Raw genomic sequence first — 17,704 nt, 5'->3', positions numbered from 1 at the left:
TTTCCAGAGGACTAAAGTCCTCACTACAAACCTTTTTCATAGGCTTTCATAGGCTCGTAGTGAGGACTTTAGTCCGCTCTTTCCAGAGGACTAAAGTCCTCACTACAAACCTTTTTCATAGGCTCGTAGTGAGGACTTTAGTCCGCTCTTTCCAGAGGACTAAAGTCCTCACTACAAACCTTTTTGATTAGTGTATATCAACCCTCTGGATTTTGAATTCGCTCAACCAAATCATAAAAAGGTTGCCAATTATCCTCAAGAGCAATGGGTTCCCAAACAGCCTCAATCGTCGGCCTCAACAGCGATTGTTCAGGATTATGCTTGCACAATATCTGAGTCATCTTGTCCATATCATCCGCCGACAAAGTTTGCAAAACGTGACAATAAAACTGCGCCCAAGGTGCTAGCAATTCCGTTGATTCCGCTTCGCTAAAAATTTGATTGACATCATCTCGCCAACTGCGATGGAACTGTCTCCGCAACTCCCAAAAGAAATCGTGATAACCAACTTGAGACTCCGCCAGCATCTTAATTGTCAGCTTCAAAAGCTCATCACCATCCGCCTCAGGCAAATCCTCAAAGCCCAATCTACGCAGCATCAACTGGCGGTAAGCAGCATTATAATACTCACCAAACTTAGCCAAAGCAGCATCCATATCAGCTTGAGGAATAGCGGCTGCTAGCGGTTGCTGAAGCTTCTCCAAATTCCCGTGACAAATAAACGGTTGATTCCCGTAACAATAAAGACCGTAATAGTCAAAATAAGCCGCTGTAAATTTCGGGTCATAAGTTGGAATAAACGCAAAAGGCCCGTAATCAAAACTTTCACCAGTAATCGACATATTATCAGTATTCAGCACAGCGTGGCAAAAACCTGCCGCCATCCACTGAGCGACCAATTCAGCTACACGCTTGACTAAATCCGCATAAAAAAGCGCATACTTTTCCGCAGGCGAAACACCAGAATTGCTAGATTCTAAATGAATCTCAGGATAATAATATTCAATTACAAAATCTAAAAGTTTTTTAATTAAATCCGGGCGGCGGATATAATTTAGTCTTTCAAAAGTGCCAAATCGGATGTGAGAGTGGCTAAAACGCACCATCACAGACGATCGCGTCGGAGAAGGTTCATCGCCTCGCCACAAAGCATCCCCAGTTTCAACTAAACTAAAACAGCGAGATGTCCGAACTCCCAATCGGTGCAAAGCTTCGGCGGCCAAAACTTCGCGAACTCCCCCTTTGAGAGTGAGTCTACCATCAGCGCTGCGCGAGTAGGGAGTGCGACCGGAACCTTTAGTACCGAAATCGTAAAGTCTGCCATCAGTACCGCGAACTTGACCGTACAAAAAGCCTCTACCGTCGCCTAAATTCGGGTTATATTCGTTGAATTGATAGCCGTGATAGCGGAGTGCGAGAAAGGGACGCACGCAGTGAAATTTGCCGAATGCTTGGATGAAATCTTCGTCGGTTACTTGTGCGGGATCTAAACCCAAGGTGGGCAATAATTGGTCGTTGCGGAAGCGGAGGATGTGCTGCGGAAAGTCGGCCGCCGGGACTTCATCGAAGTAGTCGCCGCCGAGGGATTCGAGGGCGGGCTCGTAGTTGAGGGAAAGTAAAGGATTGGACATTTGTCTATTTTATGTTGAAATTGTTGAAATGGGCGATTATTGTAGTTATTGTAGGGTGCGTCAGTTGGAAAATATGTTGACGATAGACAGATAATCTTCACCTGACGCACCCTACGGTTAGTTATTGTAGTTATAGTAGGGTGCGTCAGTTGTAAAAATTTTTAACGATAGACAGATAATCTCCGTCTGACCCACCCTACGGTTAGTTATTGTAGTTATGGTAGGGTGCGTCAGTTGTAAAATATCTTGACGAGAGACAGATAATCTGCGTCTGACGCACCCTACGGTTAGTTATAGTAGGGTGCGTCAGTTGTAAAAATTTTTAACGATAGACAGATAATCTCCGTCTGACGCACCCGAGGGTAAGTTATTGTAGGGTGCGTCAGTTGTAAAAATTTTTAACGATAGACAGAGAATCTTCGGCTGACGCACCCTACAGACTACTCGTGACCGATATGTGCCGGAATATCTGGGATGTCATTTGCTCCCCAATCTTCAGGATAAATGCTTTCGGCAACAAATCGATGGAAACTAGAATATTGCCAATCTTTGGGCGAATGACATAAACCATGTTTGACTGGATTGTAATGAATATAATTGCAATGATTAGCATAGTCTGCTTCATCTCTAATTAAATGTTCCCAAAATCTTCGTTGCCAAAGATTTCTTTCTTTACGTTTTTGTCGAGATTGGCTGATTTCGGCTTTTATTCCTAATTGGTTAGCGCATTCATGAGTGACAAAGGTTTTAATGAATCGCCAACGAGTTGCATAGTTGTTATCACGGGCTGGTAGCGTCCAAATACAATGTATGTGATTTGGCAATAGAACAATTGCATCAATTGAAAAAGGGTAAAGTCGCTGGACTCGGAGGAGGGATTTTCGTAAAGATTCGCGAGCAATATCGCGACATAACCAAGGAATTCTTTGATAAGTGACTTGGGTGAAAAAGTAGGTTGCTCCTGGTATGTTGGTTCTTCGGTAGTTCGACATAAGATTGAGTTAGTTATTGTCGTTATTGTCGGGTGCGTCAGGGCTGTATCTTTTCTCACATTTCTGATTTTTTTGCCTGACGCACCCTACGGTTGGTTATTGTCTGGTGCGTCAGGAGTGAATTTTTTCTCACTTTCTTGATTTTTTCGCTTGACGCACCCTACGGTTTATTATTGTCGTTATTGTTGGGTGCGTCAGGGCTGTATCTTTTCTTACATTCTTGATTTTTTGCCTGACGCACCCTACGGTTTGTTATTGTCGGGTGCGTCAGGGCTGTATCTTTTCTCACATTCTTGATTTTTTTGCCTGACGCACCCTACGGTTTGTTATTGTAGGGTGCGTCAGGAGTGAATGTTGTGACGACAGACAGATGATCTTCGGCTGACGCACCCTACGGTTGGTTATTGTCGTTATTGTCGGGTGCGTCAGGGCTGCATTTTTTCTCACTTTCTTGATTTTTTCGCTTGACGCACCCTATGGTTGGTTATTGTCGTTATTGTCGGGTGCGTCAGGGCTGCTACGGTTGGTTATTGTCGTTATTGTCGGGTGCGTCAGGGCTGCATTTTTTCTCACTTTCCTGATTTTTTCCCCTGACGCACCCTACGGTTGGTTATTGTCGTTATTGTCGGGTGCGTCAGGACTAAATTTTTTCTCACTTTCTTGATTTTTTCGCTTGACGCACCCTACGGTTGGTTATTGTCGTTATTGTCGGGTGCGTCAGGGCTGCATTTTTTCTCACTTTCCTGATTTTTTCCCCTGACGCACCTTACAGTTGCTCTGGCTGGTATTTAAACTGTAACCAAAGTCGGCTCTAAAGTTGCGACTAATTTGAGATTGTATTCATCCTCAAAACACGGCTTTTTATAATCCAAACTCCACATTTCTAAAGCGCAATCGTCCCCAGGAGTGAGAGGCTCCAGCCGCAAGTGAAATTCTCGAACTTCCGGGCGGTGTTCGCATTTAAAATCAGCAATCGCGCCAATTTGCCGCCTGTCCAACGCTACGGCTAACCGCAGAAAAGGATGCAATTTACTAACAACTTCCCGGTATTTTTTCGGAAGAATTACAAAATTATCGTGCTTCTTTTTAGGAGGATTTTTGCGGTGATAGCGAGCTATATTGGCAATTACTTCAATCTCGGTTTCAGTGTAGCCCAATAATTCACCATTGCGAATTAAATAGTAAGAATGCTTGTGGTGTGCCGAATGACTGACGTACAAACCGCTGTTGTGCAGAATCGATGCCGCCCACAGCAACTCGCGTTCTTCGCTGCCCCAATTGTGCAGAATTCCTTGGGTTTGGTCGAACAAATTCAGCGCAAATTCTGCGGTTCTTTGGCTTTGTTCTAAGTTAACTTGATATTTTTCGGCCATGTGCATAACGCTGCGCTGGCGGATTGAACCTTGATAGCGCAAGCGGTTTTCTATCAAACCGCGGCTTAGCATCCAGTCAACAATGACGCCTTCTCTCAAAGATCGATCGCACACCGTGAGCGATTCCATGTCTAAGAGTATCATCGCTTCCTGCAAAATCAAAGCGCCCGCCAGAATAATTTCCGCCCGCTTGTCCGACATTCCCGGAATGGCCAGCCTTTCGGAGTAGGAAAGTTTGCGGAAACGATTGACTAAATCGCGCAAATCCTTTAAACTTAACTGATATCCAGCTAGCGGGCTGGGCACTGTTCCCAACTTTTCGCGAGCGTTAATTGCAGCCAAAGTTTCGATCGTTCCCGCAGTACCGATCAAGCGCAACTCTTCGCCTATCTTGAACTGCGATCGCAATTCGTCGATCGGTCTTTCCAGCGAAATCCGAATATAAGCTTGCAAATAGGCAAACTCCTCCCGGCTAATCGGGTCAGTTTTGACAAATTCTCCTGTTAAGCGCACAGCACCAATTTTGGTACTCGTGAGACAGCGCGGTTCCGAACTATCTCCTAAAATCAACTCGGTAGAACCGCCACCAATATCAATAATTACCTGGGATTGATTGTTAAATTCCATCCCAGAAAGCACGCCGAGATAAATTCTCCGGGCTTCTTCTTGTCCTGAAATCAAGCTCACATTCAAGTCTAATTCGTCAGTAACTTGTTTGAGGAAATCGCGCCCGTTAGGGGCTTCTCGAACCGCACTCGTAGCTACAGCGATGACTTGTTCAGCATTAAAAGTTTTAGCAATATCTTGAAAACGGCGCAAAGTGGCGATCGCCCTTTCCATAACCTCAGACTTCAAACACCCTGTTTTAGCCTCACAGTCGCCCAACCGAACCGTATCTTTTTCTCTAGCAATAATCGCAAACGCAGGCAATTTCGGATCGATGCGCGCCACCACCATGTGAAACGAGTTAGTACCCATATCAATAGCGGCAATAATACGATTTGACTCCGCAGCAGCAAGTGAATTAACCATAGGAGTGTATCAGGGTTGACAGATATTTATGATTATTTCACGAATCCAGTTAAGCATCATATTAAATCAACAAAAATCGGGAACTGCTGAGTGGATAAGACTTTTACCTAGTTCTTCAGGTAAGTAAAGTACAAAAAAATCGGTTTGCAGTAGGGGCGGTGCCCCCGTGCCCGCCCTCCGGGTTTTTGATGTGTACTCGATCGACCTGAAATCTCCTGTATGAGGTAATTCTGCCTAAAATTTGATAAGATTTAAAGTTAAAAACCTAAAATCTAGAGATTAAAATGCTTCAAGAGTCCGATCGCCCAACCGAATCCACATTGCTAACAGTCGCAAAGCTTTTGAGGTGGGACAAACCAGCAGGAAGGCTAATTTTAATGATACCAGCCCTGTGGGCCGTCTTTTTAGCAGCACACGGGAGACCGCCTGCTGCATTAGTCGGTGTGATCGTATTGGGCACCCTAGCCACAAGTGCCGCCGGATGCGTGATTAACGACTTGTGGGATCGCGATATCGATCCAGAAGTAGAAAGAACGCGATCGCGCCCGCTAGCATCCCGCGCCCTCACCGTGCAAACTGGAATAGGAGTTGCCTTAATCTCCTTTGCTTGCGCGGCGATTCTTGCACTTTATCTCAATCCTTTAAGTTTCTGGTTGTGCGTTGCGGCTGTACCGATAATTATCTGCTATCCCCTAGCAAAAAGATTTTTTCCAGTGCCGCAATTAGTATTATCAATAGCCTGGGGATTTGCAGTTTTAATTAGTTGGAGTGCCGCCGTCAACAAATTAGAATTAGCAACTTGGCTGTTATGGGGAGCCGTCGTGTTTTGGACAATGGGATTTGATACAGTTTACGCGATGAGCGACAGAGAAGATGACCTGCGTTTAGGCGTGAATTCCAGCGCCATATTTTTCGGAAAAAATGTAACTAACGCTGTGGGTTTTTTCTTTGTTGGTACCGTCGGTTTGTTAGCAGCAATGGGAATCAATCTGCACTTGCACGTCGGTTTTTGGATAGCAATTTGTGCGGCGGCAGTTCTGTGGTTTTTGCAGTACAGTCAACTGCGAAAAACGGATATTCCTAAGCCTGTTTACGGTCAAATATTTCGCCAAAATGTTTGGGTTGGGTTTGTAATATTGGCGGGGATGATTGTTGGTGAGATTTTTTGATTTTTTGTACAGGAATCACCCTTACACTTTGATGTTTTTTAGCTGATAAAGTGCCGTTTACCTAGATTCTGGTTGAGTGAGTGCGGGCGGGTTTACCTAGATTCTGGTTGAGAAGCCAAGTATTCGTAGGGTGCGTCGCCTCGAAGAGTCTTGCATAAAGAGCGACAATCTCACAGCGACGCACCGTGCCATCCCAGATTAGAAACAACCCTGTTTGTCAGGTGCGTCGCTATCAGATTGTCGATTTTTATTGAGGGATTATCTATGGCGACGCACCCTACGGCTGCTGTTGCTGGGCAATTAAGCTAATTGGCCTAGAGTTTTACTACATATTGCGGATGCGCTGGCTTATGCAAACCAGATAATATTCTTGTATCCCAGACGCAATCAACTTAAACAAATAAGTATAAAAAAATACGTAAAGTTTACTACGTGTGTAAAAGTGGCTACAGATAAAATTTTTATACGAAAAAAATAAATGTCGAACAGTCTACTCTCCTTAGTCGGTAGTGTTGAATTGTTAGGCGATCGAGGTTTTTTGTAAAGTTTTATTACAACCCGCATAAAAAATCCGGGTCACGACTGATAGGTAAATAGCAGACGAAAATCCAGCGAGTTTAAGGACTTTGTAAACTTTTGCTCGTTCAGTTGCATTCGCCCGCTGTTGTGCTGTTGCTTGGCAATTTCTTTGCTATGCCCGCTGATTTAATCCATAAAAAATTATCAATCCAGGTGCACCATGTCTACTACTTCTATCGGGAATCTCAACGACAACTATTTCTCGATCGACTTTGCGGGCAAAACTGACCCCATCGATACCCCATACCTCTGGGTTAAGGAAATTAGCCCGGGCGATCGCGCTTCGAGGCAAGCAAGTATTTTAGGAGATTGAATTCTTCAATTCTGTGCTTAACCGAGAGGTATTGGAATCTGCTGTATCTCATGTTGCTGAAACCGCTATAGATTACAGCAAATAGCTTTTCTGCCAAAGTCTGTTACCAAATTTTCGTTATTAATGTAGGAGTCAAATTGTTATGGACCAAAATTTTAGATCGGATCGTTTAATAGTCAAACGGAAGCCTACCGCCAATGCCAGTGCTATTACCAACTTGCAGGCAGACATCGGAGTCACCAAAGTCACACAAGCCGAAAAACTTGGGATCGAAATTTGGCAGATTCCTTCAGGAAAAGTTGAACAAACAATAGCCGCCTACAAAAATAATCCACAGTTTGAATACATAGAGCCGGATTACCTCATCACCCTTGAAGATGTCCAAAAAACGAATCCTGCTCAAAAAGATTTAGGGACAATTACCCCCCAAGCCACAACTCCCAATGACCCTGGTTATTCCCAATTATGGGGACTCAACAACACAGGCCAAAGTGGGGGAACCCCCGATGCAGACATCGACGCCCCGGAAGCATGGGATATTCAAAAGGGAAATCCCAACTTAGTTATCGGCGTTATTGATACAGGCGTTGATTACAACCACCCCGATTTAGTGGGAAATATCTGGCAAAATCCAGGGGAAATCGCCGGAGATGGCATCGATAACGACAATAACGGATATATAGATGATATTCGTGGCTGGGACTTTGCCGATAACGACAATAACCCGATGGATGCGAATGGACATGGAACCCATGTTTCGGGAACCATTGCCGGAAAAGGCAATAACGGCGTTGGGGTGACAGGGGTTGCCTGGAATGCCAAGATTATGCCACTTAAGTTTTTCAGCGATAGTGGTCCAGGCTATATCTCTGGTGCAATTCTCGCTATTAACTATGCAACAGCCAAGGGAGTCAAACTTACTAATAACTCTTGGGGAGGTGGCGGCTACAGTCAAGCCCTATCCGATGCCATCAATACCGCCGGACAACAGGGAGCTTTATTCGTTGCGGCGGCGGGTAATAGTTCACTGAACACTGACATAACTCCTGAGTATCCAGCCAACTACGACCTAGCCAATATTATCTCTGTTGCCTCAACCACTCGCACCGATGGACTATCCTCTTTCTCCAACTATGGAGCCACCACAGTAGATTTAGGCGCCCCCGGTTCAGATATTTATAGCACCTGGCCTAACTCAACCTACAATACCATCTCTGGCACATCGATGGCTGCTCCCCATGTCACCGGGGCGGCGGCCTTGGTGTGGTCTCAAAATCCCACTTGGACAGCACAGCAAGTTAAAAACACGCTGATGCAAAAAACTGACCCTATTTCCGCTTTAGCTGGTAAGACGGTTTCAGGAGGTCGCTTAAACATTAACAATGCTTTGAGTGTTACGAATGATAATTTGGCTAATCGGATTGTCCTAAATGGCGTACCTGTGAGTACAACCGGCTCAAATATTGGAGCCACCGGAGAAGTAGGCGAACCTATCCAAAATGGGACGACTAACTCGGTGTGGTGGTCTTGGACAGCACCCAGTAGCAATACTTTTGTGGTAGACACCAAGGGCAGTAATTTTGATACTTACTTGTCACTTTTCACGGGATCGGCGGTTAATAACCTGACTTTGATTGATGCCAATGATGATGGAGGGGGTAATGCAACTAGCCTCATCAACCTTAATGCGACAGCCGGGACAACCTATCAAATAGCTGTTGATGGTTATCAGAGTGCTACAGGTTCGATTCGATTGAATATTGCTCCGGCTGCCGACATCACACCACCGACAGCCAGCAGTTTCACCCCGGCAGATAATGCTATAGCAGTAGCAGTTGGTGCTAATTTAGTTGTCAACTTCAGCGAAGCTATCCAAAAAGGCACTGGCAATGTTGTCATCAAGAAACTGTCTGATAACTCTGTGGTAGAAACCATTGCGGTAACTGCTGCTAATATTTCATTGAGTGGGAGTCAACTGACGATTAACCCTACGGCAGATTTAGCGGCAAACACCGATTACTACGTGGAAGTAGCCAACGGTGCAATTAAGGATATTGCTGGCAACAATTATGCTGGTATTACCGGAAATAGCACCTGGAATTTCCAAACCGCAGCAGCAGCAGACATCACACCACCGACAGCCAGCAGTTTCACCCCGGCAGATAATGCTATAGCAGTAGCAGTTGGTGCTAATTTAGTTGTCAACTTCAGCGAAGCTATCCAAAAAGGCACTGGCAATGTTGTGCTCAAGAAACTGTCTGATAACTCTGTGGTAGAAACCATCGCTGTCACTGCTGCTAATATCTCATTGAGTGGTAGTCAACTGACGATTAACCCAACGGCGGATTTAGTGCAAGGCACAGATTACTACGTGGAAGTAGCCAACGGTGCGATTAAAGATTTAGCTGGCAACAATTATGCTGGTATTACCGGAAATAGCACCTGGAATTTCCAAACCGCAGCAATCGCCGACATCACACCACCGACAGCCAACAGTTTCACCCCGGCAGATAATGCTATAGCAGTAGCAGTTGGTGCTAATTTAGTTGTCAACTTCAGCGAAGCTATCCAAAAAGGCACTGGCAATGTTGTCATCAAAAAACTGTCTGATAACTCTGTGGTAGAAACCATCGCTGTCACTGCTGCTAATATCTCATTGAGTGGTAGTCAACTGACGATTAACCCAACGGCAGATTTAGCACAAGGCACAGATTACTACGTGGAAGTAGCCAACGGTGCGATTAAAGATTTAGCTGGCAACAATTATGCTGGTATTACCGGAAATAGCACCTGGAATTTCCAAACTGCTACCGCTGGTGGGCTACTACAGACAATTACACCTGACTTTGATAGTGCTACCGCCGGAAATCAAACCACCAAAGGCTTCAGGCCCAATAACTCCGTCGGAGTCGATGTCAAATATTCCACATCCGATAACAATAGCAGCCTAGCATCCTCCTTTGGATTTAAACTGCACTACAACTCCTCACAACTAACCTTTGTCAATTTTGCTAATCCTGGGGTGTTGTCAACTCCCGTAGCAGCCACCATCGGAACTCCAGATACGGATACCCAGAATGAAGATAACGACCCAGCCACGGATAAAGTAATTAACGTAGCTTGGCTGAATTTCGGGGGTGTGGCTTGGCCGAATACTCCTCTACCGGCCACCCTATACAAAGCCAACTTTACCGCATCATCAACCTATACAGGGACAAACATCAACTTTAGCAGTAATAACACTTCTCCCGGATACAGCCTTTCACCCACATCCGCCGTCTTGACTTTAGCGCCACCGGTCAGTTTGGATGCTGATGGTAACGGTGCAGCACAGGGAGCCACCGATGGCATTTTGATGGCTCGCAATCTGTTTGGCTTTACTGGTAACACCCTGACTAATGGGGCCATTGGTACTGGGGCCACCCGCACCACTGCTACAGACATACAGGCTTACCTAGAAAATGGTCGCACGACGATGCTAGATGCCGATGGTAACGGTGTCGCTCAGGGAGCTACCGACGGCATTTTGATTGCTCGATATCTGTTTGGTTTTACTGGTACTACCCTAACAAATGGAGCCATTGGTACTGGGGCTACTCGCACCACTGCGACTCAGATTCAGCAATTCTTAAGCTCCTATCTGCCTACAGCCCCGGCATCCAGTAATAGCACAATTGCCAATGCTAGTGGCGTAATTACCAATAGTGGTGCTACGCAAAGTATTAGCGCGAATGCTAGCACTCAGAAAGTAGCTCCGGGTAGTTCAGTTTCAATTGATGCCAAGTATTCCACATCAGATAACAACAGCACTCTGCCATCCTCCTTCGGATTTAAACTCCACTACGATTCTTCTAAGCTTAACTTTGTCGATTTTGCTAATCCTGGGGTATTGTCAACTCCTGTAGCACCGACTATCGGCACTCCAGAGACGGACACCCAAGATGAAGATAATGATTCCTCCACTGATAAAGTGATTAATGTGGCTTGGCTGAATTTCGGGGGTGTGGCTTGGCCAAATGTTGCTTCACCTACAACCCTATACAAAGCCAACTTCACAGCGTTACCTACTTTTACTACAGGCAACGCCAAGGTCAACTTTAGTAGTAAAAATGCTTCCCCTGGTTATACATTCCAAGGAACAGGAGCAGTTATCAATGCCGATACAACTCCACCGATAGCTAGCACTTTCACTCCGGCAGATAATGCTACAGGGGTAGCAGTTGGTGCTAATTTAGTTGTCAACTTCAGCGAAGCTATCAAAAAAGGCACTGGCAATGTTGTCATCAAGAAACTGTCTGACAATTCGGTTGTAGAAACTATTGCGGTAACTGCTGCTAATATCTCATTGAGTGGGAGTCAACTGACGATTAACCCAACGGCAGATTTAGCGGCAAACACCGATTACTACGTGGAAGTAGCCAACGGTGCGATTAAGGATATTGCTGGCAACAACTACGCGGGAATTACCGGAAATAGCACCTGGAATTTCAAAACCCTAGCACCGGCCGATACAACTCCACCGATAGCTAGCACTTTCACTCCGGCTGATAATGCGACAGCGGTAGCAGTTGGTGCTAATTTAGTTGTCAACTTCAGCGAAGCCATCCAAAAAGGCACTGGCAATGTTGTCATCAAGAAACTGTCTGATAACTCTGTGGTAGAAACCATTGCGGTAACTGCTGCTAATATTTCATTGAGTGGGAGTCAACTGACGATTAACCCAACGGCAGATTTAGCGCCAAACACCGATTACTACGTTGAAATAGCCAACGGTGCAATTAAGGATGTTGCTGGCAATAATTATGCTGGTATTACTGGAAATAGTACCTGGAACTTCAAAACCCTAGTACCGGGTCCCATTAATGGCACTGCTGGCGCTGATAACTTAACGGGAACTGCGAATGCAGATGTCATCAATGGATTAGCTGGCAACGACACCCTCAATGGATTAGCTGGAAACGACACCCTCGATGGAGGGCTGGGAAACGACCAACTCCAAGGCGGATTGGGGAACGATACATACATTGTCGATAGCGCCGGAGATATCATCACTGAACTCGCCGCCCAAGGAACGGACGAGGTTCTATCTTCTGTGACTTACACCTTGCCAGTAGAAGTCGAAAACCTTACCTTAACCGGCACTGTGGCCATCAACGGGACGGGGAACGGTTTAGCCAACACTATCACGGGCAACACGGCTAATAATACCCTTAATGGTGGTGCAGGTAACGACACCCTGATCGGTAGTGCAGGTAACGACATTTATGTGGTAGACAGCGCCGGCGATGTAGTGACTGAAGCTGCTAATGCTGGCACTGATACGGTGCAATCTTCGGTGACTTATACCTTACCAGTGAATGTAGAAAATCTCACCCTGACGGGCACTGCGGCTATCAACGGGACTGGGAATGGTTTAGCCAACACTATTACGGGCAACACGGCTAATAATACGATCGACGGTGATGCTGGTCAAGATACTCTAACTGGTAGTGCGGGTGTTGATACTTTCATCTTCCGGTTTGGACAATCCTCTGTATCCGCCAGCGATCGCATTACTGACTTTGCGATCGGCAGTGATAAAATAGACCTGCTGACCCAAGGCGGAGCAGCGATGAATGCCCCTAGTAGCTTTAGCCGTGCTGCCAATAGCACTGCCACCACCTTACAAGATATGGTAGCCCAAGTGTTTACCGATGCTAATGGAGCATTAGCCGGAAACCAAGCTTTCGGAACTAATAGCGCTAGTTTAGTTGTAGCTACAAATGCCTCTATAGCTGGCACCTATCTTGTGATTAATGATGGTATCGCTGGTTTTCAGGCGAGTAACGATTTGATTGTCAACTTAACCGGATATAGCGGTACGTTACCCCCTTTGGGTACTATTACCGTTACCAGTTTCTTTGTATAATTTTAACCTCAAACATGGATATCAAGTTCGGTGGTACTGGACTTGATATACGTTAAAATTCCCAGAGAACAATGACTCAAACTCTCAACATCCAACACTTGCCACCATCCGCTATTCATTCGCTGATTACTCATTTGCCTGACTATGTGAAAGTCGCTCTGATGGAAAAAGCTACGCAGCTAGAATGATCTCTGGAAGCTGCGATCGAAATGGCGATCGCTAGTTTTCTAGACTCAGAAGCTTTCAGCTTTGAAGATTGCCTATTATCGCAACGTCTTCAGGAATCAGAAGTGGTAGAATCTCCGCAAAGGAAATAGGATGCGATCTCCCTTTTGGAACTATCGGAAACGCGCTCTTTTATGAAAGCAATCTCCGTGTCTGTTGTGGATAAGGTTCGATCGACTATAATCTCCGATTCCCAGCGTATTGTCCTAGATTCGAGCCGTGCTTCCTACTTCTTGCTGGGCCCAATCTTTTCAATCGAAATCAGCGCCTCCATCACCGACTCCACAATCGGCGCCGCCACCGTTCCCCCCGTACCGCCCTTAGGCTCGTCAATCACCGCCAGCACGACATAGCGAGGAGCATCCGCAGGCATAATCCCCACAAAGCTAGTAATAATTGCTTTATTAGAATAACCCCCACTAGCATTAGCTTTTTGAGCTGTGCCGGTTTTCCCAGCAATTCGATACCCGGGAATTTGTGCAGCTTTCCCCGTACCGCCATCCACCACGCCTTCCATCATCTCGATCACTTTCTTTGTAGTTTCTGGGGAAAAAACTTGCTTGGGAACAGCCCTCGGAAGCTTCCAAAAAGCTTGACCTTCGCGATCGAAAAGTCCGCGCACAACGTGAGGAGTTACTAACTTGCCGCCGTTGGCTAAAGCCCCGTTAAGCTGCACCAACTGCATGGGAGTAATTGAAAAACCCTGACCAAAAGCGGTAGTAGCAGATTCCACCGGAGAATTAATAAATTGGTCTCGATTTTTAAGCTGACTGCTTACTTCAAAAGGCAAATCTGTTCCCGCAGTTTGTCCGAGCCCGAGTTTTTGTAAAGCTTGATAGTAAAGAGAAGATTTCATGGTTTTCATTACGTGCACCATGCCCACATTGCTAGAATGTTTCAAAATCTCGCTCACTGTCGAAGGGCCGCGCGCCCCTGCTGATTGGTAATCGGAATTTTGGATCGTCCAGACATCCATGTAAATCCGACCTTCGTCGTTAAACACGGTGTTAGGTTTGACCGTACCTGCTTCTAGGGCGATCGCCACATTAATCGCTTTAAAAGTCGAACCTGGCTCGTAAACATCTGTCACAGCCCAATTTTTATAGCGCGATAAATCGAAGTTAAAATATTGATTCGGGTCATAAGAAGGTTCGGCTACGACTGACAGCAACTCTCCGTTGTTGGCATCCATCACGATCACCGCGCCCCGCTTTGCCTCGTGTTTCTGCATTTTTTCCTTGAGAGCAACCCGGGCCGCCCGCTGCAAGCGGCTGTCGATCGTCAGTTGCAATTTTAAGTCGTCAAGCTGCACAAATCCCGCCGTCAGCCGATCGGGAACCCAATTTCCATCGATCGACCTGCTAAATTGAATCGATGGCATCGATCGTTCCAGCAAATTCTGCTGGCTGTATTCCACCCCTGCTTGTCCCTTGCGTTCCCCATCCACATAACCGAGGACATCGGCCGCCAACTCCTGCTGCGGGTAAAAACGCTGCTGCTGGCGCAGCAACTCCAAGCCTTCTACCGGAGAGTTTTTAATTTGCATCCGGTTGATGCGATCGGCAACTTCTTGCGCCAGGGAATCGGCAATTGTAATACCGCTTTCGCCCAGATTAAACCGGCGCAGCAGTTCAGTTTCCGGCGTATTCCCCGGAGTTAGCTCGATCGGCAGCATCGGAGCCAAGGAGGCTGCTATTTGGGCCTTCGACTGCTTGAAGAGCTTCGGGTGAGCGTAGAGGGTGTATACCTGTCGGTCGATCGCCAAAACATTGCCTGTGCGGTCAACTATCGGGCGTCTGGGTACAAACGGCTTGGTTTTGAGAGTTTGCTGTTGTTCGGCTTGTTTCCGCAGCGCCGGAGATCGAGTCACCTGCAAATAAAACAAATTCACCGCCAGCCCGATCCCCCCCAGAATCAACACCGCCCACACCGCCCACAAGCGGAACTTGCTGGGCTTTGAACGCACAAGCGGCGGCCGAGGCCAAGGCCCAGCGGCCTGTTGTGGCGTCGCGCCGCTCGTGCTGGAAACTTTGGGTTTGCTTTGTTTTCCCCACCCACTGCGGGAGCCCGACTGTTTTGGGCGTTTGAAGTTTGGCGATCTGTAGCGGTCAAAACGGGGGTCGTAGCTCATATAATTAAAAATTAAAAATTAAAAATTCAACAGCAAGTTACTTATTTTTAACTTTTAATCTCGGCGATGGAGGCCCAAATCGATCGGGACTTGCACAAAAGTCAAACACGAAGCAACAGAAAGCCTCTGAAATAGAATCGGAAGTTACACCCTGCGAGCTCTGGGAGTCTGGGACACTCGGCCCCAGAACAGCCTCACCGGGAAATTGCCTCAATAGCCGAGTGGCGTTTCCACACCAGCAGTCTTCTTGAGAGCCGGTTCTGAGTTTTGTACCGCTTGGGGCGATCGCTGCTCCTGTGCCGGCTTTAAAAAAATCGTGTCAGCAGGATTCTGCGGAGCCAAACCGGTGTCTGGATTTTGGGCTTCTTTAGCAAGTTGGTGTTTCAAGACTTCGCTGGCGGCACTCAACTGCTGCTCCCGGAGGCGCAGAGTTTCCAGCTTTTGATACTCCTGACTCCAGCGCTGTTCGCTGTAAACAGTCAAGCCGTAGAGACTCAGAGCACCGCCCAAAAGCAGAAGGGCTAGGGCACAAGAAGCTCGCTGCACTTGCAGGAGCGATCGCAGCCATACCGGCTGCCACTGACGATCGGGCAGAACTTTGAGCACCGAGCCTGAGGGGCGAGTCTGAGGCTGAGCCTCAGGCTCGGTTGCCGAGTAGTTAGGCAATTCGGGCCCTATCTTGGCTCGCCTAGCTCTGGCAATAGAAGTAACTTTGCTCTTGGCCGGCTCGGCAGCGGGCTTGCGGGCAGCGGGCCCGCGGCGAGAATCCGGGGATCTGATAGCAGCGGTCATAGAGTTCACCAATACGTAAAGTGGGGCAGCTTCAGCTTGATTGAGCTTAGGACTTATTTCTCTGGGCGATCGCCAATTTACGACAATCTGCGGTCGATCGGTTATCCTTACCAAAGATACCTCACAAACCAACCAACCCATCCTACCACTGGTCACTTTTACTTCAGGATTTGCCAAAAAAAATGAAATTTTTGCCGGTTCGCCAGAATCAGTGTGAAATTTATTAATAAATGCAGTATTGTAATCAACGAGCGAATCGTCGATCTATTCGTGCCAGCATTGTTTCTCAAGTACACTATTCCCTTCCTTGCGATGGGTTTTGAATGTTAAGGAGTGTTTATGAACAAGGGATTAATTCGTTTGACTTTGGTATTGGGCATTGCAGCAGCCCTGGGCGCTTGTGGCGGTGAAGGAGGCAGTGGCGGCGGCGCTAGCCCCACTCCTGCTGGCGGCGGCACTACTCCTCCTCCTGTTTCTGCTCCGGCACCGAAGGAGACTACAAAGGCTACTCCTGGGGCTGACAAGCCTGCTGGCGACAAGCCTGCTGGCGCTGCTTCCCCTACTCCTAAAAAGTCTCCCTAACTAGGGCTATCCCGGAATCTTTGCCCAACGAGCCTAGCCTGCGGGTGAAAAATGGTTCGCTCTTCGCATTTTTTCATCTCCTCGGTCTAGGCTTCAAGTTGGGTGTTAATTGTTGTCTGATGCTTTTACTACAGTTCAGTACGTCCCCTTACTGCCGCAAAGTCCGCTTAGCGTTGGGTTACAAGGGCATCCCCTTTCAAGTTGAAAATTTGACTCCCGGCTTGCACGTTTTGAAACTCAAGCCTCTGACGGGGGGTTTGAGAACGGTGCCAGTCCTGCTGCCTCAACTCGACGGTGAACCGGAGGCGATCGCTGACTCGACGCAAATCTTGCACTCGATCGAGTCTCGCTTTCCTTCGCCGTCGCTGTTGCCGGCAGGCGAGAGCTTGCAAGCTGAGGTTTGGACGATCGAAGACTGGCTCGATGAAAGCATCGGCATTGCCACTCGATTTGTTTACTACGAGTTTCGCGCCGGTGCGGGCAAGCAAATCGACCCCTCTGTCTTGAGTCAGTTAGTGATTCAATTAGCCCGCCGCCAATTCGGCATCAACTCAGCATCGGCAACACTCGCCCAGTTGCGCCTGAGAGCTGCTTTAAATTGGTTGCAGCACCGTCGCTGGGGCCAGGGTGACTTTTTGCTAGGCGATTCCTTAACCGTGGCAGATATTACTGCTGCCGCGCTGCTGAGTCCTTTAGCTTTGATTCCTCAATACCGCCTTGAATATCCTTGGTTGTTTGAGCGGATTTCCCAAATTCACGCAATTTGCGGGGAAACGCTGCCTCCGGGATTTGAAACTGCCCCCCCTGAGCCGATCGCCCCTGCTTGAAAATGTTTGAGCGATCGCTCATGATTCAGTTTTGGGTAAAACTCACTCTCGTGGATGTTTTTGAGTTGGCAAACCCATCAAAATTTGAAAAAATCCATACCACAAAAGTAAAAAAAGTCAAGATAATTAGGGAAAAAATATAAATTTTTC

At 47.0% G+C, this 17,704-nt stretch carries 10 protein-coding genes; 5 read left to right on the top strand and 5 right to left on the bottom strand.

The features are described 5' to 3' along the window. Positions 1-197: 197 nt before the first annotated feature. From QZW47_RS19960 to QZW47_RS19950, 3 genes are all read right to left on the bottom strand, one after another. Positions 198-1,631 carry a YdiU family protein gene (locus tag QZW47_RS19960; RefSeq protein WP_293130276.1) on the bottom strand — a complete coding sequence of 478 codons (1,434 nt, stop codon included), beginning with the start codon at positions 1,629-1,631 and terminating at the stop codon, positions 198-200. A gap of 440 nt (positions 1,632-2,071) precedes the next feature. After that, positions 2,072-2,623 carry a transposase gene (locus QZW47_RS19955; protein WP_293130273.1) on the bottom strand — a complete coding sequence of 184 codons (552 nt, stop codon included), beginning with the start codon at positions 2,621-2,623 and terminating at the stop codon, positions 2,072-2,074. A gap of 788 nt (positions 2,624-3,411) precedes the next feature. Beyond that, positions 3,412-5,028 carry a Ppx/GppA phosphatase family protein gene (locus tag QZW47_RS19950; protein ID WP_293130270.1) on the bottom strand — a complete coding sequence of 539 codons (1,617 nt, stop codon included), beginning with the start codon at positions 5,026-5,028 and terminating at the stop codon, positions 3,412-3,414. A gap of 284 nt (positions 5,029-5,312) precedes the next feature. On the opposite strand from QZW47_RS19950, the gene QZW47_RS19945 reads away from it, so the two are divergent. From QZW47_RS19945 to QZW47_RS19935, 3 genes are all read left to right on the top strand, one after another. Then, a complete protein-coding gene (locus QZW47_RS19945) occupies positions 5,313-6,197 on the top strand; it encodes a 4-hydroxybenzoate solanesyltransferase (protein ID WP_293130267.1) in 885 nt (294 codons plus the stop codon). A gap of 739 nt (positions 6,198-6,936) precedes the next feature. Next, the gene (locus QZW47_RS19940; RefSeq protein ID WP_293130264.1) at positions 6,937-7,089 is read left to right on the top strand and encodes a hypothetical protein; all 153 of its coding nucleotides are present in this window, start codon (positions 6,937-6,939) and stop codon (positions 7,087-7,089) included. 142 nt (positions 7,090-7,231) lie between these two features. Further along, positions 7,232-12,997 (top strand): Ig-like domain-containing protein, encoded by a 5,766-nt coding sequence (locus QZW47_RS19935; protein WP_293130261.1) that lies wholly within the window; start codon positions 7,232-7,234, stop codon positions 12,995-12,997. Positions 12,998-13,448: 451 nt separating this feature from the next. Here QZW47_RS19935 and QZW47_RS19930 read toward each other — a convergent pair whose 3' ends face one another. Together QZW47_RS19930 and QZW47_RS19925 are read right to left on the bottom strand one after the other, a co-directional pair. After that, positions 13,449-15,353: a penicillin-binding protein 2 gene (locus tag QZW47_RS19930; RefSeq protein WP_293130258.1), complete on the bottom strand. Its 1,905-nt coding sequence runs from the start codon at positions 15,351-15,353 to the stop codon at positions 13,449-13,451. Between the two features lie 210 nt (positions 15,354-15,563). Next, positions 15,564-16,301, bottom strand: a complete 738-nt coding sequence (locus QZW47_RS19925) for a hypothetical protein (protein WP_293130255.1) — start codon at positions 16,299-16,301, stop codon at positions 15,564-15,566. Between the two features lie 183 nt (positions 16,302-16,484). On the opposite strand from QZW47_RS19925, the gene QZW47_RS19920 reads away from it, so the two are divergent. Both QZW47_RS19920 and QZW47_RS19915 read left to right on the top strand, forming a co-directional pair. Next, positions 16,485-16,727, top strand: coding sequence for a serine protease (locus QZW47_RS19920; protein WP_293130252.1), 243 nt, complete (start codon positions 16,485-16,487; stop codon positions 16,725-16,727). A gap of 119 nt (positions 16,728-16,846) precedes the next feature. Beyond that, the gene (locus QZW47_RS19915) at positions 16,847-17,554 is read left to right on the top strand and encodes a glutathione S-transferase family protein (protein WP_293130249.1); all 708 of its coding nucleotides are present in this window, start codon (positions 16,847-16,849) and stop codon (positions 17,552-17,554) included. The last annotated feature ends 150 nt before the right edge of the window (positions 17,555-17,704 follow it).

Source organism: Microcoleus sp. bin38.metabat.b11b12b14.051 (assembly GCF_013299165.1).
In the GTDB taxonomy this organism is placed as follows: Bacteria; Cyanobacteriota; Cyanobacteriia; order Cyanobacteriales; family Microcoleaceae; genus Microcoleus.
Note: the sequence above shows the minus strand (reverse complement) of the source record. Positions and strands in the feature narration are given on the sequence as shown.